Source organism: Caulobacter sp. RHG1, from assembly GCF_013181195.1.
In the GTDB taxonomy this organism is placed as follows: domain Bacteria; phylum Pseudomonadota; class Alphaproteobacteria; order Caulobacterales; family Caulobacteraceae; genus Caulobacter.
This window is the reverse complement of the sequence record NZ_SMZP01000002.1, coordinates 700,151-722,034: the sequence shown is the minus strand read 5'-3', so window position 1 is coordinate 722,034 and position 21,884 is coordinate 700,151. Positions and strand designations below refer to the sequence as shown.

At 68.5% G+C, this 21,884-nt stretch carries 17 protein-coding genes and 2 riboswitches; of the genes, 8 read left to right on the top strand and 9 right to left on the bottom strand.

Going from position 1 to position 21,884, the window contains the following annotated elements:
• Positions 1–41: 41 nt before the first annotated feature.
• Complete coding sequence (locus tag E1H18_RS07090) at positions 42–746, bottom strand: response regulator transcription factor (RefSeq protein ID WP_172265295.1); 705 nt, start codon at positions 744–746, stop codon at positions 42–44.
• The gene (locus tag E1H18_RS07085; protein WP_206679039.1) at positions 736–2,238 is read right to left on the bottom strand and encodes a DUF4118 domain-containing protein; all 1,503 of its coding nucleotides are present in this window, start codon (positions 2,236–2,238) and stop codon (positions 736–738) included. Before E1H18_RS07085 ends, E1H18_RS07090 begins: the two co-directional genes overlap by 11 nt.
• Before the next feature lie 238 nt (positions 2,239–2,476).
• Here E1H18_RS07085 and E1H18_RS07080 point away from each other — a divergent pair, with 238 nt between their 5' ends.
• Positions 2,477–3,037 (top strand): hypothetical protein, encoded by a 561-nt coding sequence (locus E1H18_RS07080; protein WP_172265290.1) that lies wholly within the window; start codon positions 2,477–2,479, stop codon positions 3,035–3,037.
• Here E1H18_RS07080 and E1H18_RS07075 read toward each other — a convergent pair whose 3' ends face one another.
• Together E1H18_RS07075 and E1H18_RS07070 are read right to left on the bottom strand one after the other, a co-directional pair.
• Positions 3,038–4,384: a sensor histidine kinase gene (locus tag E1H18_RS07075; protein WP_172265287.1), complete on the bottom strand. Its 1,347-nt coding sequence runs from the start codon at positions 4,382–4,384 to the stop codon at positions 3,038–3,040. It lies immediately after the preceding gene.
• Positions 4,381–5,049, bottom strand: coding sequence for a response regulator transcription factor (locus tag E1H18_RS07070; RefSeq protein WP_172265284.1), 669 nt, complete (start codon positions 5,047–5,049; stop codon positions 4,381–4,383). Before E1H18_RS07070 ends, E1H18_RS07075 begins: the two co-directional genes overlap by 4 nt.
• Positions 5,050–5,102: 53 nt before the next feature.
• Here E1H18_RS07070 and E1H18_RS07065 point away from each other — a divergent pair, with 53 nt between their 5' ends.
• The 6 genes from E1H18_RS07065 (at position 5,103) to E1H18_RS07040 (ending at position 13,627) form a co-directional block, all read left to right on the top strand.
• Positions 5,103–6,179, top strand: a complete 1,077-nt coding sequence (locus E1H18_RS07065) for an ABC transporter substrate-binding protein (protein WP_172265281.1) — start codon at positions 5,103–5,105, stop codon at positions 6,177–6,179.
• 264 nt (positions 6,180–6,443) lie between these two features.
• Positions 6,444–6,533, top strand: a riboswitch (glycine riboswitch).
• A 3-nt stretch (positions 6,534–6,536) separates the two neighbouring features.
• A riboswitch (glycine riboswitch) is annotated at positions 6,537–6,630 on the top strand.
• A gap of 116 nt (positions 6,631–6,746) precedes the next feature.
• Complete coding sequence (locus tag E1H18_RS07060; RefSeq protein WP_172265278.1) at positions 6,747–9,446, top strand: TonB-dependent receptor domain-containing protein; 2,700 nt, start codon at positions 6,747–6,749, stop codon at positions 9,444–9,446.
• A gap of 78 nt (positions 9,447–9,524) precedes the next feature.
• Positions 9,525–11,471 carry a prolyl oligopeptidase family serine peptidase gene (locus E1H18_RS07055; protein WP_172265275.1) on the top strand — a complete coding sequence of 649 codons (1,947 nt, stop codon included), beginning with the start codon at positions 9,525–9,527 and terminating at the stop codon, positions 11,469–11,471.
• A 64-nt stretch (positions 11,472–11,535) separates the two neighbouring features.
• Positions 11,536–12,525, top strand: coding sequence for an amidohydrolase family protein (locus E1H18_RS07050; protein ID WP_172265272.1), 990 nt, complete (start codon positions 11,536–11,538; stop codon positions 12,523–12,525).
• Between the two features lie 344 nt (positions 12,526–12,869).
• Complete coding sequence (locus tag E1H18_RS07045) at positions 12,870–13,262, top strand: response regulator (RefSeq protein WP_172265269.1); 393 nt, start codon at positions 12,870–12,872, stop codon at positions 13,260–13,262.
• Between the two features lie 2 nt (positions 13,263–13,264).
• A complete protein-coding gene (locus E1H18_RS07040) occupies positions 13,265–13,627 on the top strand; it encodes a response regulator (RefSeq protein WP_172265266.1) in 363 nt (120 codons plus the stop codon).
• Positions 13,628–13,654: 27 nt separating this feature from the next.
• Here the strand turns inward: E1H18_RS07040 and E1H18_RS07035 are convergent, their stop codons facing one another.
• The 4 genes from E1H18_RS07035 to E1H18_RS07020 all read right to left on the bottom strand — a co-directional run bounded on the left by E1H18_RS07035 (position 13,655) and on the right by E1H18_RS07020 (position 18,390).
• Positions 13,655–15,811, bottom strand: a complete 2,157-nt coding sequence (locus tag E1H18_RS07035; protein WP_172265263.1) for a TonB-dependent receptor domain-containing protein — start codon at positions 15,809–15,811, stop codon at positions 13,655–13,657.
• A 159-nt stretch (positions 15,812–15,970) separates the two neighbouring features.
• Positions 15,971–16,348, bottom strand: a complete 378-nt coding sequence (locus tag E1H18_RS07030) for a hypothetical protein (protein ID WP_172265260.1) — start codon at positions 16,346–16,348, stop codon at positions 15,971–15,973.
• Positions 16,349–16,432: 84 nt separating this feature from the next.
• A complete protein-coding gene (locus E1H18_RS07025) occupies positions 16,433–17,602 on the bottom strand; it encodes an aminotransferase class V-fold PLP-dependent enzyme (RefSeq protein ID WP_370526444.1) in 1,170 nt (389 codons plus the stop codon).
• Complete coding sequence (locus E1H18_RS07020; protein ID WP_172265257.1) at positions 17,599–18,390, bottom strand: tryptophan 2,3-dioxygenase; 792 nt, start codon at positions 18,388–18,390, stop codon at positions 17,599–17,601. The genes E1H18_RS07025 and E1H18_RS07020 overlap by 4 nt, the downstream gene beginning before the upstream one ends.
• 104 nt (positions 18,391–18,494) lie before the next feature.
• On the opposite strand from E1H18_RS07020, the gene E1H18_RS07015 reads away from it, so the two are divergent.
• Positions 18,495–18,953: an Lrp/AsnC family transcriptional regulator gene (locus E1H18_RS07015; protein ID WP_172265254.1), complete on the top strand. Its 459-nt coding sequence runs from the start codon at positions 18,495–18,497 to the stop codon at positions 18,951–18,953.
• Here E1H18_RS07015 and E1H18_RS07010 read toward each other — a convergent pair.
• Positions 18,950–21,742: a PAS domain-containing protein gene (locus tag E1H18_RS07010; RefSeq protein WP_194247890.1), complete on the bottom strand. Its 2,793-nt coding sequence runs from the start codon at positions 21,740–21,742 to the stop codon at positions 18,950–18,952. The genes E1H18_RS07015 and E1H18_RS07010 overlap by 4 nt on opposite strands.
• Between the last annotated feature and the right edge of the window lie 142 nt (positions 21,743–21,884).

Sequence of the window (21,884 nt, the reverse complement as noted above, 5' to 3'; positions counted from 1 at the left end):
CTTCCGGAGCGCGCCGGGGAAGGCGGCGGCTGGCCAGCCCGTCAGCCGCCGTCGTCCTCGGCCACCAGGCGATAGCCCAGCCCCGGCTCGGTCAGCAGGATCCGCGGCGCCGAGGGCTCTTCCTCGATCTTCTGGCGCACCTGGCCGACCAGGACTCGCACGAACTGGGCGTCCATATGGGCGCTGGGACCCCAGACGGCCGCCATCAGTTGGCGGTGGGTGACCACCCGGCCGGCATAGCGGGCCAGGGCTCGCAGCAGGTCATACTCCCGAGGCGTCAGCCGCACCTCGTCGCCCTGCAGGAAGACCCGCCGGTCGGCGAAATTGATCTCAAGGTCGCCGGCCTTGAATCGGGCCCGCGCCGAGAAGCGCCGCTCGCGCCCGCGCATGGCCGCCCGCAGCCGGGCCAGCAGCTCGCCGACCGCGAAGGGCTTGTTGACGAAGTCATCGGCGCCCAGGTCCAGCGCGGCGATCTTCTCCTGCTCGATATCGCGGGCCGACAGCACGACGATCGGGGCCTCGGACCATTCGCGGATCCGGGCGATCACTGTCTTGCCATCCATGTCGGGCAAGCCCAGGTCCAGGATCACGGCGTCGCAGCCTTCGCCGGCCAGATGCTCCAGGGCCGCCTGGCCGCTTGCCGCGACCGAGACCTCGTAGCCGGCCGCGCCCAGCGCGGGGGTGAGGGCGCGCACCAGCTGCGGCTCGTCGTCGACCAGCAGGATCTGGCCCAGACTAGGCTGCATGCGGCGTACTCCCCGTCAGGATAAGGCCTACGACCAGGCCGGGCTCGCCGTCGGCGCGGGCGCGGGCGGCGATCGAGCCGTCCATGGCCTCGACCAGGCCGCGGGCGATCGACAGGCCAAGGCCGGTGCCCTGGATCGTCGCCGCGCCCGGCGAGCGGTAGAACTTCTCGAAGATGCGGTCCAGATCCGCAGGCGGCACGCCGCGCCCCTGGTCCTCGACCTCGATATGCACCGCGCCATCGTCGCGCCAGGCGCGGATGGTCACGGGCGCGCCGGCCGGCCCGTAGCGGAGGGCGTTCTCGACGACATTGCCCAGGGCCTGCTCCAGCAGGATCGGATCGCCGCTGGCCAGAAGACCGCCGTCGGTCAGGTCGCGGCGGATCGGCTGGCCGGGCCGCTCGAACCGCACGGCGACGCGGTCGATCACCTCCGCCGCGCCAAAGGTCTGGCGATCCAGGTCCAGAGCGCCGGATTCCAGCCGGGTCATGCTCAGCAGGTTGGCGACGAAGCGGTTCAGGCGGACGGCCTCCTCCTGGATGGTCGTCACCAGGTCGGCGCGGACTTCGGGGCTGAAGCGCTCGCCGAAGTCCTTGAGGCTGCTGGCCGAGGCCAGGATGGCGGCCAGGGGCGTGCGCAGGTCGTGCGAGATCGAGGACAGCAGGGCGTTGCGCAGCTGTTCGGTGCGGGCCATGGCCTCGATCTCGGAACGGGCTGCGGCCAGGCGGGCGCGCATCACCGCCGCGGCGCCCAGGTCGGCCAGCACGGCGACCAGCGGATCGTCCTCGGGCGCGGCGTCCTGGTCGGCCGGACCGCGCCAGGCGGCGACGCCCAGCAGCGCGCCATCGGCCCGCAAGGGCCGGATGCGCCATGGGCCGACCAGATGCTCGCCGCCGCCGGCGGAGGCCAGGGCTTCGAGCAGTTCGGGCGGCGGCTTCAGCCCGATCGGCGCGCACCAGGTGCGGCCGGCGTCCCAGACCAGGGCCTCGCCGCGCGCGGCCTGGGCGATGTGCTGGGCGATGCGGCCGCGGATCAGGTCCTCCTCGTCGGCGGCCGACAGCTCGCGGCTGGCCTCGAACAGAGCGGCGGTGGTGTGGGCGCGGTCGGCGCTCTGTCGGGCCTGGTCGCGGATGCGGCCCGTCAGGCTGCCGGTCAGGAACGCGACGGCGGCGAACACCACCAGCACCAGCACGTCCTCGGCCGAGACCAGCTGGAAGGTGAAGCGCGGCTCGACCAGATAGAAGTTGTAGAGGAAGAACGAGATGGCGGCGGCGAAATAGGCCGGCCAGGCGCCCAGGGTCACGGCGGTGATCAGGATGCCGGCCAGGAACACCATCGACAGGCGGGTGGTGTCGAAGACCCGATAGAAACCCTCGGCGACCAGGGTCGAGGCCGCGACGATCGCCAGGGCCGCGCCGTAGCGCCAGAGACCCCGCAGCTGATCGGCCCGTTTCTGATGAGGCTGCCGCCAGCGGGAATCGGGGAACGCGCGCATCGTCATCCGGAAAGACTGATCGGCACCATGCGGTCTGGCGGTCCGCGGGGCAATTATGCACCGCTTATGGCGGCGCGTATGATTTCGGATTGAGCTGTTCTATCCAGGCGTGTGAGAAGGTCGATCATTCGGTGGTAAGTCACCGTTTTTGAACGACTTATTATAATTTCCTTATACTTGCCGGCGGTCGCGCCGGAGCGCTCCCTGCCGCATCAATTCGGGTGGGGGAACCAGAACCATGACTTTCAAATCCATCGTCGCCAGCGGGATCGCGCTGGCCCTGTTCGCTTCGGCCGCGCCGAACGTCGCCTTGGCGCGTCAGGCGCCGGCGGTCACGCCGGCCTCGCTGCAGCAGACCATCGCCAGCGCCGCGGCCGGCGCCGCCGCCCAGCCTGGGTTCTCGCGCCTGACGCCCGCCCGGAAGCTGGCGGCGATCCAGGCGGCGGTGTCTGCGGCCCTGGCCGCCAGCGGCGCCAGCGCCGAACAGATTTCGGCCGCCCTGATCAGCGCGGTCGGCGCCGGCGTCATCAGCGCGGGGGTGGCGATCTCGATCGCCTCGGCCGTCGCGCCCGAGATGGCCCAGCAGGTCGCCAACGCGCCGGCGGTCACCGCCCAGCTGCAGGCCACCGGCCAGAGCGCCCAGATGGCGACCGCCTCGATCGGCGGGACGAGCGTCAGCGTCCTGCAAAGCCTGCAGGGCGCGAGCGGCGCCGGCGGTGGGGGAGCGGCCAACACCGCCGCGACGCCGGCGCCGTACGACCCGTGCGCGGGCGTGATCGCGACCTACTGCGGCACCTGATCAGGCCGTTCTTTCGAAGGTCAGCTCGACGACGAGTCCTGGGCGGGGACGGCGCAGGCGTAGCCTGATGCCGATCCCTAGCCGGTCGGCGATCGAGCGCACGATGGCCAGGCCTAGTCCAGCGCCCGGCTTGTCGGAGTCGCCGCGATTGAACGGCGCGAACAGCCGATCCAGCTCGGCCTCGGCGACGCCGGGGCCGTGGTCCCAGATCACGACCCGGCCTTGGCGCGCGACGATCCGCACCTGACCGCCGCCATAGGCGCAGGCGTTGAAGACCAGATTCCGCAAGAGCTCGCCGATCAGCACAGGATTGCCCTGGGCGTGCGGCAGGTCGCGCGGCAGGCGGGCCAGCACCTCGACCTCGGGGAAGGCGTGGACGGCTTCGACCTGGATGGCGCCCAGCAGGGCGGAGAGGTCGGCCTCGCCCTCGGCGGCGGCGGCTTCCGAGCGGGCCAGGGCCAGGAACTGCGACAGCACCTGGCGCAGGTTGGCGGCGGCTTCGCGAGAGTCGCTCAGGAGGGCCTTGTCGCGGGGGGAGGCGGCGGTGCGCTCCAGCAGGGCCAGGTTGGCGACGATCACCGACAGCGGCGTGCGCAGCTGGTGCGAGGCGTCGGCCGAGAACCGCTCCAGCGCCCGGGTGAAGCGCTCCAGGCTGCGCATCAGGCGGTTAAAGGCCTCGACCACCGGCGAGAGTTCGGCCGGAGCATTGTCGACGCGGATCGAGGCCAGGTCCGGGCGCGAGGCCAGGGAGCGGGCAGTCAGGTCGTCGGTCATCCGCCGCAGCGGGGCCAGGCCCCAGCGCACGGCCGGTGCGACCAGCGCCCCGGCGGCCAGCACCAGCAGCACCGGCAGGCCGATCAGGTTGAACAGCAGCTCGCGCACGCTGGCCTCGCGCGAGTCCAGGGTGTGGGCCACGGCGACCACCACCGGCTGGGACACGCCCGGCACCCTCACCGTCGACTGGGCGATGCGGACGCGATAGCCGCGCATCTGGGCGTAGCTGAAATTGGTCTCGTTGGCGGCCGGCGGCGGCGGGCGCGGCAGGTCGTCATAGCCGGTGATCAGCCTTGGACCCTGGCGCACGGCATAGAACACCGCGTCGCGCTCGGGGCTGTCCAGCAGGCCCAGCGACCACGGGGGCAGGGCGACCTGGGCCTGGCCGTCACGGGCGCCGATCTGGGCGACGATCGAGGCCACCGAGCCGGCCAGCAGGCGGTCGGAGGATTTCTCCACCACGGCATGGGCGACCAGGGCGCCGGCCACCGCCAGGGCCGCGCCCAGCAGGGCCAGCGGCGCGACCTGGGCCAGCAGCAGGCGGCCGACCAGGCTGGGAGGTTGTCTCCTCACGGATCCAGCCGGTAGCCGACGCCGCGCAGCGTGCTGAGGTTCGGACCATCCGGGGCCAGCTTGCGGCGCAGGCGGCCGACATGGATGTCCAGGGCGTTGGGGGAGGGGTCTTCCTCGTCGGGAAACACCTCGGCGGCCAGTCGGGCGCGTTCGATGACCCGGCCCGGACGGCTGGCCAGGGCCTTCAGCACTGCCCACTCACGCGGACGCAGATCCAGGCGCCGGTCGCCGACCCAGGCCGCGCCGACCTCCCAGTCGCAGGTCAGGGAGCCGACATGGGCGGTGGGCGAGGCATAACCGCTCTGGCGGCGGGCCACGGCGCGCACGCGGGCGACCAGCTCGAACGGATCGAAGGGTTTCAGAACATAGTCGTCGGCCCCCATGTCGAGGCCGGCGATGCGATCGCGCACGGCGTCGCGGGCGGTCAGCATGACGATCGGGGTCAGCAAGCCGGCGCGGCGCAGGCGGCCCAGGATCTCGAAGCCGTCGATGTCGGGCAGGCCGATGTCCAGCACGACGGCGTCGAAATCGGCCCCGGCGGCGAGAGCCAGGGCGAGCGCTTCCTCGCCGGTCTCGGCGCAGATCGGCTGATGTCCCTCGCTTTCCAGCGTGGCCTGCAGCGAGCGGCGCAACGGCGGATCATCCTCGACAACGAGTATCTTCATCGGGGATGTAGGGACCGAAGCGCAAAGCAGGAGAAGCGGCCATCCGACGCCGATTGACAGTCGCGGTCAAGAGACGGGCCGTCCTGGCCGGCCTCGGGGCGGTCGGCGCAGCCATGCTGGCGGGCTGTGGTCCCGGCGCGCCGGGGCAGGCGACGCGGGCCGCCGACGTCCGCGCGGCCGGGCGCGAAGGCGAGGTCGTCGTCTACATCAACAACGACGTCCACGAGCAGGTGGTCGCGGATTTCGAGCGCCGCTTTCCGAAGGTGACGCTGCGCTTCGTCGTGCTGACCTCGCGCGACATGCAGGCGAAGGTGATCCAGGAGGCCAAGAGCGGCCAGCCGGTCGCCGACGTCGTCTGGACCTCGGCCATGGACACCCAGGTCAAGCTGATCAACGACGGCTACGCCCAGACCTATCGCAGCCCCGAGGCCGTCAACCTGCCGGCCTGGGCGCGATGGCGCGACCAGGGCTACGGCATGACCAACGAGCCGATCGTCTTCGTCTACAACAAGCGTCTGCTGCCGGACGCGCCCCGCAGCCACGCGGCGCTTCTGGCGGCGCTGAAGGCCGATCCCGGGCGCTGGCGGGGCAAGGTGGGACTGTATGACCCCGAGCGCAGCGCCGTCGGCTTCCTCTATCTGTCCAGCAACACCCAGGTGTATCCCGACGCTTGGGCGCTGTATGACGCCATCCGGGACGTGGGCGGCGCGACCTATGTGCCTGGCCGGCCGATGCTGGATCGCGTGGCCTCGGGCGAGCACCTGCTGGCCTTCGACATGAACGGGTCCTATGCCGACTGGTACAGGCGCAACCTCAGCACCGAGGCCGAGATCGGCTACATCGTGCCCGAGGACTATCACCTGTCGATCTCGCGGGTGGCGTTCATCGCCAAGGCGGCGCCGCATCCGCATGCGGCCAGGGTCTTCCTGGACTATCTGATGTCGGAAGCCGGGCAGCGACGCCTGCTGGAGGCGCGACTGACCCCGGTCCGCGCCGGACTGGGCGCGCCGGCGGCGGCAGGGGGGCGGCCGATCCGAGTCGGGCCGGCGTTGTTGGCCAACTTCGATCAGGGCCGGCGGGAGGCCTTGCTAAGCCGCTGGCGGGCTGCGAAAGCCGGCGAAGAACGCTGATTGCTCAATTATTGATCTGGATTTGATCAATAATTGATCATTGTGGGTTCGTTTTCCGAACACTACCCATTATAGCGCCGGTTTCTGAACCTTGGTGAAGCTGTCACGGACCTGTCACGCCCCCGTCGTGCGATGGGAGAACGGCGAACAGTCCGACGGCGAAGGGCGCGAGCTTGGGAGGATTTCTCTTCGGAGCGGCGTTTCGGGGCCGTTTTTGTCGGTTTGGCGGGTTTTGACGAAAGCGGAACCACGGCGCTTGGTGTCATGGCTCTCGCGGAAGAGATCGGGTTTCGGCCCGACGCCGAAGGCGCAACCGCCCCGGAAACGCTCAGGCAAACGGACCGCAGAGCATGAGGACGCTGGAAAGTAGGATCGCCCTCTAAGAGGGGCGACCTCGCCGAAGGAGCAAGGGCGTGAGCGGCGCCTGAATCTCTCAGGCCCAAGGACAGCGGGGGCAGAGGAAGCGCCTGGCGCATCGGGGGAGGAGCCCCGGTCCGCGACCGGCCGACCGCATCACGCGGCGGCGGGGAAGGGCGATTGTCGACTGCAACACCGAGGGGATCTCGTTTGACCATTTCTCGCCAAACTCGCCGTAGCCTGCTGCTGGGCTGCGCCATCGCGCCCGCCGCCATGATGCTGCACACCGCCGCCTTCGCGCAGACCGCGACCGCCGAAGACTCCAGCGTCGCCGAGATCGTCGTCACCGGCTCGCGCATCGATCGCGCCGGTTTCCAGGCCCCGACCCCGACCGTGCGCGTCACCGCCGAGGACCTGTCCGTCGGCGCTCGTCCGAACGTGGCCGCGGCCCTGAACGACCTGCCGCAGTTCCGCGCCACCACCTCGCCGCAGACCACCGGCACCAACACCGGCGCGGGCGTCGCTCCGGTCGACCTGCGTGGCCTGGGCGTCAACCGCACCCTGGTTCTGCTGGATGGTCGTCGCTTCTCGGGCGAGAACGACCTGAACATGATCCCCAGCGTGCTGCTGAAGGGCGTGGACGTCGTGACCGGCGGCGCCTCGGCCGCCTGGGGCTCGGGCGCCGTGGCCGGCGTCGTCAACCTGTCGATCGACCGCAACTTCAACGGCTTCAAGTTCGGCATCGAAGGCGGTGAGTCGTCGTTCAACGACGCCAAGCAGATCCGCGTCGAAGGCGCGGCGGGCACGACCTTCGCCAATGGTCGCGGGCACTTCGTCATCGGTGGCGAATATCTCGACAACGACGGCGTCATCCCCAAGAACAGCCGTCCGAACATCGGCCGCTGGGCCACCATCTCGAACGGCGCGGGTCGTTTCATCCTGGCCCCGAACGTCGGCTTTGCGAACGCGGCTCCTGGCGGCCTGATCATGTCGGGCGTGCTGCGCGGCAAGACCTTCAATTCCGACGGCAGCCTGCGCGACTTCAACTACGGCACGGTACAGGGCACCAACTCGATCGGCGGCGAAGGCCCCTCGAACGACGACCTGTCGCCGCTGGTCACGCCGCAGAAGCGCTACGCCACCATGGCCAGCGCCACCTATGACCTGACCGACAAAGTCAAGCTGACGGCCGAGCTGCGCCGCTCGCGGATGTGGAACAACTACATCTGGTTTGGCGACCACAACCGCGGCAACCTGACGATCAAGTCGGACAACGCCTTCCTGCCGACCGCCGTGAAGACGGCGATGGCCGCCGCCGGCCAGACGACCTTCACCATGGGCCGCTTCAACACCGAGGCCTATCCGACGATCGACTTCGAGCGCGTGGCGACCCAGGGCACGATCGCCCTGGACGGCGAGCTCGACGGCGGCTGGCGCTGGAGCGCCTACTACAGCCACGGCGAGCAAGAGAACAACATCGACACGCCTGGGTTCTTCCTGACCCAGAACTACGCCAACGCCGTGGACTCGGTGATCAGCCCGACGACCGGCCAGGCCATCTGCCGTGTCGCCCTGACCAACGCCTCGACCAACTGCGTGCCGATCAACCTGTTCGGCCAGGGCTCGCCCTCGCAGGCGGCGCTGAACTATGTCACCGGCACGCCGTCGATGCGTGAGACCACCAAGCTGGACGTCGGCGGTTTCAGCCTGCGCGGCGAGCCCTTCTCGCTGCCGGCCGGCCCGGTCTCGATCGCCGTCGGCGCCGAGGCTCGCAAGGAGTCCGTCGACCGCAGCGTCGGCGCGCTGGACGCGGCCAAGGCCTTCAGCTCGTTCAGCTTCTCGGCCATGGCCGGCAGCTTCTCGGTCAAGGAAGCCTTCGCCGAAGTGCTGGTGCCGGTGGTGCGCGACATCCCCGTCTTCAACAAGCTGGAAGTCAACGCCGCGGTGCGGGTCTCGGACTACAACACCACCGGTTCGATCTGGTCGTGGAAGCTGGGCGCCACCAACGAGTTCTTCCCGGGCTTCCGCGGTCGCATCACCCAGTCGCGTGACATCCGTTCGGCCAACCTGACCGAGCTCTTCACGACGACGACGACGGGTTACAACACCCTGACCGACCCGACGAACAACTCCAGCGTCTACGTGCTGACGAACGGCGGCGGCAACCCGAACCTGAACCCCGAGACGGCCAAGACCTTCACGACCGGCTTCGTCTATTCGCCGCCGTCGATCTCGGGCCTGAGCATGTCGCTCGACTACTTCAACATCAACATCGACAACGTGATCACCACGATCGCGGCTCAGGACATCGTCACCCGTTGCGCCAACGGCAACCAGGACCTGTGCTCGCGCGTCACCCGTGACGCCAGCGGCACGATCACCCGGATCGTCTCGACCTACGTCAACCTGGCCAATTACAAGACCGACGGCTTCGACGCCGAGATCTCGTACTCGACCGCGTTCGACCGCCTGATCCCGGGCGCACCGGGCCGCGTCCGCGCGCGCCTGCTGGGCACCTGGATCAACAGCCTGACGACCAACGACGGCGTCAGCCAGATCGAGTACGTCAAGTCGCAGGGCTACTCGTTCGGCCTGGGCACGCCCAAGACCCGTGCGAACGCCTCGCTCGACTGGGCCGGCGACGTCTTCAGCGCCAACGTCCGCGCTCGCTACATCTCGGCGGGCAACTACAACAACACCGTCGATCTCGTGAACAACCACATCAAGGCCTACACCTATGTGGACCTGGGCGTTCAGGCGCGCCTGCCCGAGATCGCCGGCAAGGAAGTCGAACTGTACGCTAACGCGACCAACCTGTTCGACAAGAAGCCTCCGGTCAGCTCGCTGTACTCCCCCTACTACGACGTGATCGGTCGCTATGTGACCGTCGGCGCGCGGATGCGTTTCTAAGCCCGCCCGACACCCAGCGCGCCGCCGGTGGCCCCCCAGCCCGGTGGCGCGCTTTTCCTATTCCAAGGTGATCCCCAAATGACCCTTCGCCTTCCTCTGACGCTGGCCTTGCTGGCCAGCGCGGCCGTCGTCGCGACCCCGCTGGCGGCCCAGACTGTCGCTCCCCCGGCCGCCATGGTCGTCGACGGCGCCCCCGCCATCCCGCAGGAACTGGTCGCCGGCCTCGCGCCCTACCAGCAATCGCGCCACGCCAACTTCCTGGGCTGGAACGCCGCCGACCGCTCGATGCTGGTCAAGACCCGTTTCGGCGACACCGACCAGATCCACGTCGTGGCCAAGCCGGAAGGCGACCGCCGCCAGATCAGCTTCGAGAAGGAGCCGGTCCCGGGCGCCGCCCTGTCGCCCAAGGGCGACACGCTGGTGATCCAGAAGGACAAGGGCGGCGACGAATTCTATCAGCTCTACGCCCTGGAAGCCGGCCGTCCGCGCCTGCTGACCGACGGCAAGAGCCGCAACTGGTTCGGCGCCTGGGCGCCGACCGGCAAGCTCGTGGGCTACGCCTCGTCGCGCCGCAACGGCGCCGACATGGACCTGTACGTCGTCGATCCGGCCGACCCGAAGAGCGACCGCCTGGTGGCCGAGGTGAAGGGCGGCGGCTGGAACATCGCCGACTTCTCGGCCGACGGTTCGAAGGCTCTGGTCCTGAACCGCATGTCGATCAACGAGGCCATGGTCTACGAACTGGACCTGGCCACCGGCAAGATGAAGGCCCTGACCGACGCCAAGACCAAGGCCTCTTACGTCGACCCCAAGTACGGCCATGACGGCGCGGTGTGGCTGACCTCGAACAAGGGTTCGGACTTCCTGCGCCTGGGCAAGCTGGACGCCAAGGGCGGCTTCGCCCCGGTCTCCAAGGAGCCGCGCTGGGACGTCAGCGACTACGCCATCGCCCCGGACGGCAGCTTCGTGGTCTATGCGATCAACGAGGCCGGCGTGTCGCGCGTGCGAGTGATGGACGTCGCCACCGGCGCCGTGCGCACCGTGGACGGCTTGCCGAACGGGGTCATTCCCTACGCGCTCGGTGCGGCCATCGAGGTCTCGCCCTGGGGCCAGATCGGCCTGTCGATGTCCAGCGCCAAGGTGCCGGGCGACGCCTTCTCGATCGATCCCAAGACCCTGGCCGTCACCCAGTGGACGCATAGCGAAACTGGCGGCCTGGACCCGACGAAGAACGTCGAGCCCAAGCTGGTCGAAGTGGCCAGCTTCGACGGCGAGAAGGTCTCGGGCTTCCTCTATCAGCCCGACCCGGCCAAGTTCCCCGGCAAGCGCCCGCTGATCGTCGACATCCACGGCGGTCCGGAAGGCCAGACCCGTCCCGACTTCCTGGGCCCGAACAACTACCTGCTCAACGAGCTTGGCGTGGCGCTGTTCTTCCCGAACGTGCGCGGCTCCTCGGGCTTTGGCTCGCGGTTCGTCAACCTGGACAACGGCCCGTTCAAGCGTGAGGACTCGGTGAAGGACATCGGCGCCTTCCTCGACACGCTGGAGAAGGACCCGGCCCTGGACGCCAGCCGCTTCGCGGTCAACGGCGTCTCGTACGGCGGCTACATGTGCTACGCCTCGGCCACGCACTACAGCGCCCGCCTGAAGGGGGCCAACTGCTACGTCGCGATCTCCAACTTCGTCACCTTCCTGGAGAACACCCAGTCCTACCGCCGCGACCTGCGTCGGGTGGAGTATGGCGACGAGCGCGACGCCAAGCAGCGCGCCCAGCTGATGAAGATCTCGCCGCTGACCAGCGTCGACAAGATCACCATCCCGCTGCTGGTGGCGACAGGCGGCACCGATCCGCGCGTGCCGGCCTCGGAGGCCGACCAGATGATCGGCGCCGTCCGGGCCAAGGGCGGCGAGGCCTGGCACCTGCTGGCCAAGAACGACGGCCACGTTTTCCGCAAGAAGGAGAACGAGGACTACTACTTCTGGACCAGCATCATGTTCTGGCGAAAGACGCTGCTGGGCCAATAGGCCGGCAGCCGGGAAGGGCGCGGAGGACTCCGCGCCCTTTTTCGTTCCTGAGAAAGAGACCCCGATGAAGACCCTGTTGCTGGGCGCTCTGGCTGCCGCGACGCTGGTGGGCGGCGCCGAGGCGCAAGTTCGCACCGACTACCACATGCATGTCCACTCGCCGGCGATCCTGAAGATGCTGCCGGCCTATTGCGACAGTCCGGGCCGCAAGGGCGCGTGCGACCCGCGCTTCACCGAACCGCTGACCGTCGACGACCTTCTGGCGCAGATGGACAAGGCCGGCGTCCAGCATGGCTGGCTGATGTCGACGGCCTATCTGGCTCGCAGCCCGATGATGGTCCCTGCGCTGCCCGACGCGGCCCAGATCACCCGCGACGCCAACGACTTCACGGTCGGCCTGGCGCGGGCGCGGCCCGATCGCCTGTCGATCTTCATCGGCGTCAATCCGCTGGCCCCCGACGCCCTGGACGAGATCGCCCGCTGGAAGGGCGACTGTGCGGTGACGGGCTTGAAGCTGCACCTGACCAATTCCGAGGTCGATCTGCGCGATCCGGTCCAGGTCGCCAAGCTGGCGGCGGTGTTCAAGGCCGCGGCCGGCAACGGCTGGACGATCATGATCCACATGCGCACCCGCGCCGCCGATTATGGCGCGCAGGACGTGCGGGTGTTCCTGAAAGACGTGCTGCCGGCCGCCGGCCAGCAGTCGGTGGTGCTGGCCCATGCGGCCGGATGGGGCGGCATCGATGTGGTGACCCTGGACGCCCTGGGCGCCTTCGCCGACGCCTTGCAGGCCGATCCGAAACTGGGCGCGACCCTGCGCTTCGACCTGGCCCAGGTGATGACCGACAAGACGTCGCCTGACGATCGCGCCAAGCTGGCCGCCCTGATCCGCCGGATCGGGCCCGACCACTTCCTGGCCGCTTCGGACTGGCCGTTCTCCGGCGATCTCAAGTCGTACTTCGCGACCAAGTTCGCCTGGCCTGTCCTGACCCCGACCGAATGGGGCCAGGTGATGAGCGCCACCGTGCCCGAGAGGACATCCTGTAAGCGCTAGGCCAGCCAGTAACGGCCGTCGCTGCCGGTGAAGCCGTCGCGGATCATCTGCCAGAGGCCGGTCTTCAGTCTGGAGAGCATGGTCGCAAACTCCCTGTTGCGATCTCAGGCTGGCGCCGAGCGGGGCAGGGCGTAAACACCCGAGCGCCGGAAGGCGACGCGCGCATCGCCAACGCCACGCGATGCGGCGCCTTCCGGCCGAGGGGCCTGATTTTGCGGCAGAAGAAGCATAGCTACTGCCTTTACTGCCACAGCTTGTGAATTAACGATTATTTACAAATAATTAAGTCTCGATTTTCCTGAAACTGATCTTCGTTCCGCGCTTTTCCTTGATCAGGAGGAAGCATGGAACGCTCTCTGGTCCTTATTGTCGAAGATAACGCTGGGCTGCGCGAGGCGAGCTCGGCGATCCTGACGGCCGCCGGTTTTGAGGTCCATCAGGCCGACTGCGTGCGCGAAGCCCGCACCTGGCTGGAGACGGGCGGGACGCCGGACGCGCTGCTGACCGACATCAATCTGGGCGAGGGGGCCGACGGCTTCGACCTGGCGCGCGAGGCGCGGGCGCGGCATCCCGATCTGCCCGTGGTCTACATGTCGGCCCTGTGCGCCGGGCGTTTCGCCGCCGAGGGCGTGAATAGCGCGCGCTTCGTCGCCAAGCCGTTCACCGCGCGGGACATGCTGACGGCGCTGGCCCAGGTGCTGGCCGAGCAGCCGATCCTGGCCGGCGAGGAGGCCTGAGCATGGACGCCCCGAACGATTGCGTGGTGCTGGTCGTCGACGACGAGCCGCTGGTGCGAATGGTGGCGGCCGACTGCCTGCGCGACGAGGGCTTTACCGTCTACGAGGCCGATTGCGCGGAAGAGGCGCTGGACGTGATCGCCGAGCGCCACGGGGTCGACGTGGTGTTCACCGACATCGACATGCCGGGCATGAACGGCCTGGACCTGGCCTGTGAGATCCGCCGGCGGTGGCCGCGGACCAGTTGCCTGCTCACCTCGGGCCAGGCGCGCCCGGCGGCGGACCAGATGCCGACGGGCGGCCGCTTCCTGGCCAAGCCCTATGCCGTGGGCCGGTTGGGCGCGGAAATCCGCCGGGCCGCCTGAGCGACGACCCGGCAGGATCCTTGGCCTCTAGAAGTCCACTCGCAGGGAGACCCACAGACGGCGGGGCTCCTGGTTGTTGGTGTATTCCGGCGCATAGGCGATCGGCGTCCCGTAGGACAGCTGACGCACGAAGTCCTTGTTGAACAGGTTGTAGATCGTGGCGTTCAGCGTGATCTTGTCGCTGATCTGGTAGGCGCCGCCCAGGTGGAACAGGCTGTAGGCCTTGTAGTCGCCCAGGGCGTCATAGGCCGCGCCCACGCCGCGGAAGCGCTCGCTGCGATATTCGCCGCGCACCCAGGCGTTCAGCTTGTCGGTCACGCGCCAGCGCAGATTGCCGTTGACCATGTGCTCGGGCGTGTCGGTCAGCTTCTGGCCCGACTGCGTGCCGCTCTTCTGCTCGCTGTCGGTGTAGGTGTAGTTCAGGCCCAGGGTCCAGTCCTCGAGGAAGCGGAAGCGGGCCGCCGCCTCGACGCCGCGGGTGACCGCCTCGTCGATATTGACCGTCTGGCCGAAGGTCGCCGAACCCGGGAAGAAGCCGACGTCGACGCAGCCGGCCGGACGGCCCTGGCCGCTGGCGTACTGGGCCTGGTTGAGACCGAAGGCGCAGTTGGCCACCGGGATGCCGGCGGCGATCTTGTCCTTGAACTCGTTGTTGAAGACCGTGACGTTGGCGGTGAAGCCGTTGAGGTTGTCGTAGTAGACGCCGGCTTCGGTGCTGGTGCTGGTTTCAGGCGTCAGGGTGGGGGTGCCGATCAGCGGCAGGCGACCCTGGTTGCCGAAGCCGTTGATGCCGGGGGCCAACTGCTCGAGGCGCGGGGTCTTGAAGCCGCGGGCCACGCCGCCCTTGACGGTCAGCATCGGGCTGGCGGTCCACACCAGATAGGCGCGCGGGCTGAACTGGCTGCCGAAGGTGCTGTGGTCGTCGCGACGACCGCCCACGGTGAGGGCCAGGTCCTTGGCGAAGCGCCACTCGTCCTCGGCGAAGATCGCCCACTGTTCGAAGACGAACGGGGCCGGCGCCACGCCGTCGACCATCTTGGCGTCCCAGTACTGGCCGCCGACGGTGAAGGTGTGGTTGCGCCACTGCGACAGCAGCTTGCTGTCGAAGATGGTGTTGACCGACTCCAGCTTGCGCGCGCCGCCGGCGCCGGCCACGCCGGGGGGGACGATGCGGCCGATGGTTTCGGTCTCGCCGCGCGACAGGTTGCTCTGCAGCGTGCCGAACGGCAGACGCCAGTCATGGGCCAGGCTGTACTGGGTGCGGTTGAACTCCAGGGCGTTGGCGTAGCCGCCGGCCAAGGTGTTGGTGCCCATCTGGCCGGTCGAGTTGTCGTACCACTGGGTGGCGTGGTCGACGTCCAGCCACAGGTCGTGGTCCTTGTGCGGCGTCAGGGTCAGGCGGCCGCCGATGTTGCGGATCTCGCTCTTGGTGGCGCTGCGGCCGAAGCCGGTGATCGGGGCGTCGGCGCCCGTGACGTTCTCGAAGGTCAGCTTCGAGGCTTCACGGTTCATGAAGCTGCCGCGCACCTGCAGGCCCAGGCGATCGGCGACGAGCGGACCGGTCGCGAACAGCTCTCCGCCGTACAGATTGCCAAACTCGCTGTCGCCCTGCAGCGTGCCGTTGACCGAGGCCGAGCCGGTCCACGTCTTGCCGACCTTGCGGGTGATGATGTTGACGACGCCGCCCATGGCGTCCGAGCCGTAGAGGGTGGAAACCGGGCCGCGCACGACCTCGATGCGGTCGATCGCGGCGACCGGCGGCATGAAGCTGGTCGAGGTCTCGCCGAAGCCGTTCGGGGTGACGCTGCCGGCGGTGTTCTGGCGACGGCCGTCGATCAGGATCAGGGTATAGTCGCTGCCCATGCCACGGATGTTGATGGTCAGGCCGCCAGTCTTGCCGACCGCGCCGCCGACGTCGACGCCTTCGACGGTCGAGAGCACCTCGGCCAGGCTGGCCGCCCGCATCTCTTCCAGTTCCTGGCGCGGAATGACGGTGATGCTGGCGGGGGCGTCGACGATCTTCTGCTCGAAGCCGGCGGCGGTGACGACCAGGCTGTCGACATTGGTGTTGTTGTTGTCGACGGCGGTGTCGAGCATGGCCAGCTGCTGCTGAGCCGCGGCGGCGTGGGCGAGCGTCAGGCTGGCGCCGGCGCCCAGCAGGGCCAGTTTGAGCGACTTGGACATTGGCAGATCCCCATTGTTGAAGACAGAGGCGCCCGTGGCCGCACGCAGGCGCGCGCAGTCCGAGCTTTGGAAAAGGACGCGGAGGGCCGTTCGGCGCTTCGTCCGCGGCTTAGGGCTAGGGTCTAGAAGTCAGTTGCGGAGCAGCGCTCCGCCGGCGCCTCAGGCGGCCAGAATGGCGCGCGGCGGGCGTTCGATCGTGGTCGCCGGACGGCTGCCAGGCAGTCCGGCGGTCGTCAGGTCGAGATGGGACCGAGCCCGGAGGGGAGGGAGCCCCGCCACGGCGTCCGGGCCGATCATCGCGTGATCGACGCTGGTCTCGGTTTCGTGCTGCGCGTTCGAGGCGTCGTCGGCGGCGATCTGGATCTGGTCTTGGCCAAGATTGCCTGGGCCGACATCGCCTTGGTCACCGACCGCCGCTTCAGCCTGATAGGCTGGCGGCGTGTAGTGATGTGGAGTGTCCAGCGCCGATTGCAGGCTCATCGCCACCACGAAGGCGGCGTGAATCATGACCAGAAAAAGGCGAAGGTTGAACAGCACGGGCGGGCTTCTATGAGCAATGCGAATAATTCGCAATCCCAAATATCCGCTCAGCAATGCTTCGCAATAATCCAGATCAAATTGTCATGCTGAGGCGATATATCGGGCGCAGGCGGCGGTGAAAGCCGCGATGTCGTCGGCGTCGTGATAGAGTGACAGGCCGATCCGCAGCACGTCGTCGCGGACGTCGACCACCACGCCGTTTTCGGCCAGCGCATGCTTCCAGGCATTGGCGTCGGGATGGCGTAGGGCCAGGAAACGGGCCTGGGAACGCTCGCCTGGCGGGTTCAGCACGATAGCGGCCTTCAGGGCCCCAGCCTCGCCGGCGGCGATGCGGCCTAGCAGGTCGTGCTGCAAGGTTTTGACATGTTGGGCCACCTTGGCGCTGGTCAGGCCCTCGGCCTCCAGCATCCGACCGGCCGCCACGAAGCGATACAGACCCGACGGATCGAAGGTCGCGCCCAGGAAGCGGCTGGCGTCACGGGCGTAGCCGACCCCGCCGGGCGGGCCCTCCAGGTCGCCGAACTCGGCGTACCAGCCGGTCAGCACGGGGCGGGGCGCGAAGCCCGCCGGCGCATGCAGGAACGCCGCGCCTTCGCCAGCCATGGCGTACTTGTAGCCGCCCGCCAGGTAGAAGATCCGATCGGCCACGGCCGACAGGTCTGTCGGGACAGCGCGGAAGCCGTGATAGCCGTCGATCACGACCCAGGGACCCTCGGGATGGGCCAGGTCGGCCAGCTCCCAGGCGCGGTCGAACACCGTCCCGGTCTTGAAGAAGACATGGCTGGCGAAGATCAGGTCGTGGCCGCCGGCGCGCGCGGCCTCCAGAAACCGCTCGGCGAAGTCCGGGGCCTGGCTGTCGATGGCGGTCAGTTCGATCTGGCCCGCCTCGACCCAGCGCTGGGCCTGGCGGCGGAACGAGTGGAACTCGCCGTCGGTGGCCAGCACGCGCACGGGCTTGCGGTCAAAGGCCGACAGCAGCGTCGCCAGCAGGGTGTGGGTGTTGGGGCCAAAGACCACGGTCTCGGGCGACGGCAGGTTCAGCTCGCGCGCCACCAGCCCCTGCGCGGCCGGATAGACCTCGCCCAGCGCCTTGTCCCACTTGTGGTCGGCCAGGACGACGGCGTCCTCCCAGGCCTCGACCTGGGCGGCCAGGGTGACGTCGGGCCACAGGTGGTGGCTGTGGGCGGCCATGTGCAGTCGGCCAGGCGCGGCCAGGGCCTTCGAGAACAGGTCCTTGCGGGCGGCGGTCACAGCTTTCCTCTTAGGGTCCAGAGTTCCGGGAAGGCGCGGCGGCGCAGGGTGCTGGCCAGATAGCCGACGCCGTCGGTGCCGCCGGTGCCAGGCCGACCGCCGATGATCCGCTCGACGGTCAGCACATGCTTGTGGCGCCAGGTGACCAGGGCGTCGTCCAGGTCGACCAGCTTCTCGGCCAGTTGATAGAGCTCCCAGTAGCGCTGGGTGTCGCGATAGACTTCCAGCCACGCCGCTTCGATCTCGGGCGAGGGCTGGTAGGTCTGGCTGAAGTCGCGGTGCAAGGCCGCGTCCGGCACGGTCAGGCCGTGGCGCGGCAGCTGGGCGATAGCGACGTCATACAGGCTGGGCGCAGACAACGCCGCCTGCAACTGGTCGAGCGCGCTGGAGCCTTCCTCGTGGAACTTCAGGAAGCTCTGGTCCTTCAGCCCCAGCATGTATTCCAGGGTGCGGAACTGGTGCGACTGGAAGCCCGAGCTGGTCCCCAGCGAGCCCCGGAAGCTGAGGTAGTCGGCGGGGGTCATGGTCGCCAGGATGTCCCACGACAGGGTCATCACCGTCTGGATCCGCGAGACCCGCGCGAGGGCCTTGTAGGCCGGCTCGACATCGCCGGAAGCGATCAGGCGCTTGGCCAGGGTCACCTCGTGGATGATCTCCTTGAGCCACAGCTCCTTGGTCTGATGGATGACGATGAACAGCAGCTCGTCATGCCGATCGCTCAGCGGCTGCTGCGCCGAAAGCAGGGTGTCGAGCGCGAGGTACCGCGCATAGGTGATGTCTTGGGCCATGGAGGAACCTTAAGGGGCTTCCTTCGGCACATTGTCCTCCTTTGCGCGGCGGGCGTCATTCGCGCTAGAACGATGGCTCGAATTTCCAAGGCTGAGCAGAACGAATGTCGACCCTGAGCCGTATCGACCTGTCGATCCTCCGCATTCTGGAGGCCGACGCCCGGATCTCGTTCGCGGCCTTGGCCGAGCGGGTGGGGCTGTCGAAGTCGCCGTGCTGGTCGCGGGTCCAGGCGCTGGAGAAGCAGGGCGTCATCGCCGGCTATCACGCCCGCATCGACGCCCGCGCCGTGGGCAAGGGCCTGACCGTCTACGCCCAGGCCACCGTCGATTTCGCGCGCTACGAAGCCTTCGAGGCCGCCGTGTTGCGCCATCCGGCCATTACCGAGTGCCACTCCACGGCCGGGGCGGGCGACTACCTGCTGCGTATCGTCGCCGCCGACGTCGACGCCCTGGATCACCTGCTGCGCAAGGAAATCAGCCAGCTGCCGGGCGTGCAGAGGTTCTCGACCACGGTCTGCATGAAAGCCATCAAGCAGGGCGGGGCGCTGACAGCGGATCTCTAGCGGCTTTCCAGCATCTCACGGATCTTGGCCGACAGGGCGTCGATGGCGAAGGGCTTGGTGACGATGTCCATGCCGGGCTCCAGGAAGCCGGATCGCACCGCCGCCTGCTCGGCATAGCCGGTCATGAACAGCACCCGCAGGCCCGGCAGCTTCTGGCGGGCGTAGTCGGCCAGCTGGCGGCCGTTCAGACCTGGCAGGCCGACATCGGTGACCAGGAGGTCGATCTGGGGGCGGGCGTCCAGCAGCCTGCAGGCTTCTCGCCCGTCGGCCGCCTCGATCAGGCCGTAGCCGAGGCCGCCCAGCACCTCCGTGACCAGCATCCGCACGGCGGGATCGTCCTCGACGACCATGATCCGCTCGCCGTCGCGGGCCGGGGCCAGGGGCAGTGTCGGCGCGTCGGGGAGGTCCTCGACCTCGGCGGCGTCGCGGGGCAGATAAAGCCGGATCACCGCCCCATGGCCAGGCTCGGAACTGATGCGGGCGTCGCCGCCGCTCTGCTTGACGAAGCCGTAGATCATCGACAGGCCCAGGCCCGTGCCATGACCGATCGGCTTGGTGGTGAAGAACGGATCGAAGGCCTTGGCGGCGACATCGGGGGTCATGCCCTGGCCGGTGTCGGACACGGTGATCTCGACATATTCGCCAGGCCGCAGGTCTTCCCGTTCGCCGGCGGCCGCCACGTCCAAAGTGCGGTCGTGGCTTTCGATGGTCAGGACGCCGCCGTCCGGCATGGCGTCGCGGGCGTTGATGGCCAGGTTCAGCAGGGCGCTTTCCAGCTGGTTGGCGTCCGTGCGGGCGTTCCAGTCCTTGGCGTCCAGCTTCAGGTCCAGACCGACGCCTTCGCCCAGCGTCCGCCGCAGCAGCTCTTCCATGCCGACGATGACGCGGTCGACGTCGACGGTGCGCACGTCCAGCGACTGGCGGCGCGAGAAGGCCAGCAGGCGCTGGGTCAGGGCCGCCGCCCGCTGGGCCGAGCTGGTCGCTGCGTCGATGTAGCGGTCCACGCGATCGAAGCGCTGCTCGGCGATGTTGCGCTTCAAGAGTTCCAGGCTGCCGATCACGCCGGTCAGCATGTTGTTGAAGTCGTGGGCCAGGCCGCCGGTCAGTTGGCCGACCGCCTCCATCTTCTGGCTCTGGCGCAGGCGTTCCTCGATGGCGCGCTGTTCGGTGAGGTCGCGACCGATGACATAGAAGAGGTCGCCGTCGGGAATGGCGTCCCACAGGATCGTCCGGGCGTCGCCGTCGGCGCCCAGCAGGCGGTCGACGAAGTTGCTGACACGTTCGCCGCGCGCCAGGCGCTGGGCTACGCCGGCCGCCGCGGTGCGGTCCGCCGGGTCGATCAGGTCGAAGAAGGGGCGGCCCAGGAGATCGGTCTCTCGCCAGCCCAGGAGGCGCTCCCAGGCCGGATTGATCGACTGCAGCCGTCCGTCCTGACCCACGCGGCCCATCAGGTCGTTGGTCGCGGTCCAGACCTGCTCCAGCTCCGAGGCGGTGAGGGCGATCTGGTTGACCAGCCCGCGCTCGATGGCCACGCGCTCGGACTGGTCCAGCATGGCGCCGATCATCCGCACCGCCTTGCCGGTCGCGTCGCGCAGCACGTAGCCGCGATCGCGAATGTCAGCATAGGTCCCGTCGGCTCGGCGGAAGCGGTACTCGTCGGTCCAGTCGGACGCCTCGCCGTCGATGATCAGGTGAATGCTCTCGTCGATGCGGGCGCGGTCGTCGGGATGGATGTGCTCGATCCACCAGGCGCCGTCGTTGACGACATCCTCGGGACGATAGCCGTACACCTCGCACAGCGCCTCATTCCAGAAGACGTGGTCGCGGGTCAGATCCCAGTCCCAGATGGCGTCATTGGTGGCGCGGTGGGCCAGCCGCAGCCGTTCCTCGGTCTCCAGCAGCTTGGCGCGGCGAAGACGGTCGGCGGTGACGTCCTGGACGGTGCCGATCAGTCGGACGGGCGCGCCGTTCTCCAGGATCGGCATGCCCTGGGCGTGGACGTGGCGCTCGACGCCATCCTCGAGACCGATGGTGCGGTACTCGACGTCGAACGGCTTGCCTTCCTCCAGCGACGCGCCGACGGCCGTCGCTGCATAGTCGCGATCATCGGGATGCAGGCCGGCCAGAAAGGCGGTCTCGTAGGACACCGGCGCGCCCGGCGGCAGGCCGAACAGCTCGCGGCAGCGATCGTCCCAATCCAGTTCGCCCGTAGCCGGGACATAGTCGAACTGCCCCATGCGGGCGGCGCTGACGGCCAGGGCCAGCTTCTCGCGATTGTCGCTGGCGACCCGGGCGCGGTCGTCGACGGCGACGCGGACCTCGATCAGCTCGATGATCTGCTGGGCCAGCAGCGCCAGGCCGGCCGCTTCGTCATCGGTCAGGCCGGTGCGCGCCTGCAGGTCCACGACGCACAGCGTGCCGAGGGCGAAGCCGTCGCGGGTGACCAACGGCATGCCGGCATAGAAACGCAGCGGCTCGCCGTCGCGGTCCAGGGCCATGTCCCGGGTGCGCGGATCGGTCGAAAGGTCCTGGATCTGGAACAGAGCGCGCCAGCGGATGGCCAGGGCGCAGACCGACTTGTCGATCGGGGTCTCGTCGACATCCAGGCCGACCTTGGCCTTCAGCCATTGGCGGTCGCGGTCGATGAAGCTGATCAGGGCGATCGGCGCGGAACAGACGATCCTGGCCAGGGCGACGATGCGGTCGAACGCGGGTTCGGACGGCGTGTCCAGAATGTTGTGGCGCTTGAGCGCGGCCAGGCGTTCGGCTTCGTCAGCGTCCAGTTCCAAGCCGCCATCACCGCCCACGCGCCGTTCCCTCTCGCCCGCCAGGACCCAGAGCCTAGCGCCGCGGTTCCTCGGCACAAACGCTCATGACACGAAAACGTCGTCGTCTCCCCATCATGAGTTGAAAACGCGGCCGAGGTGAAGC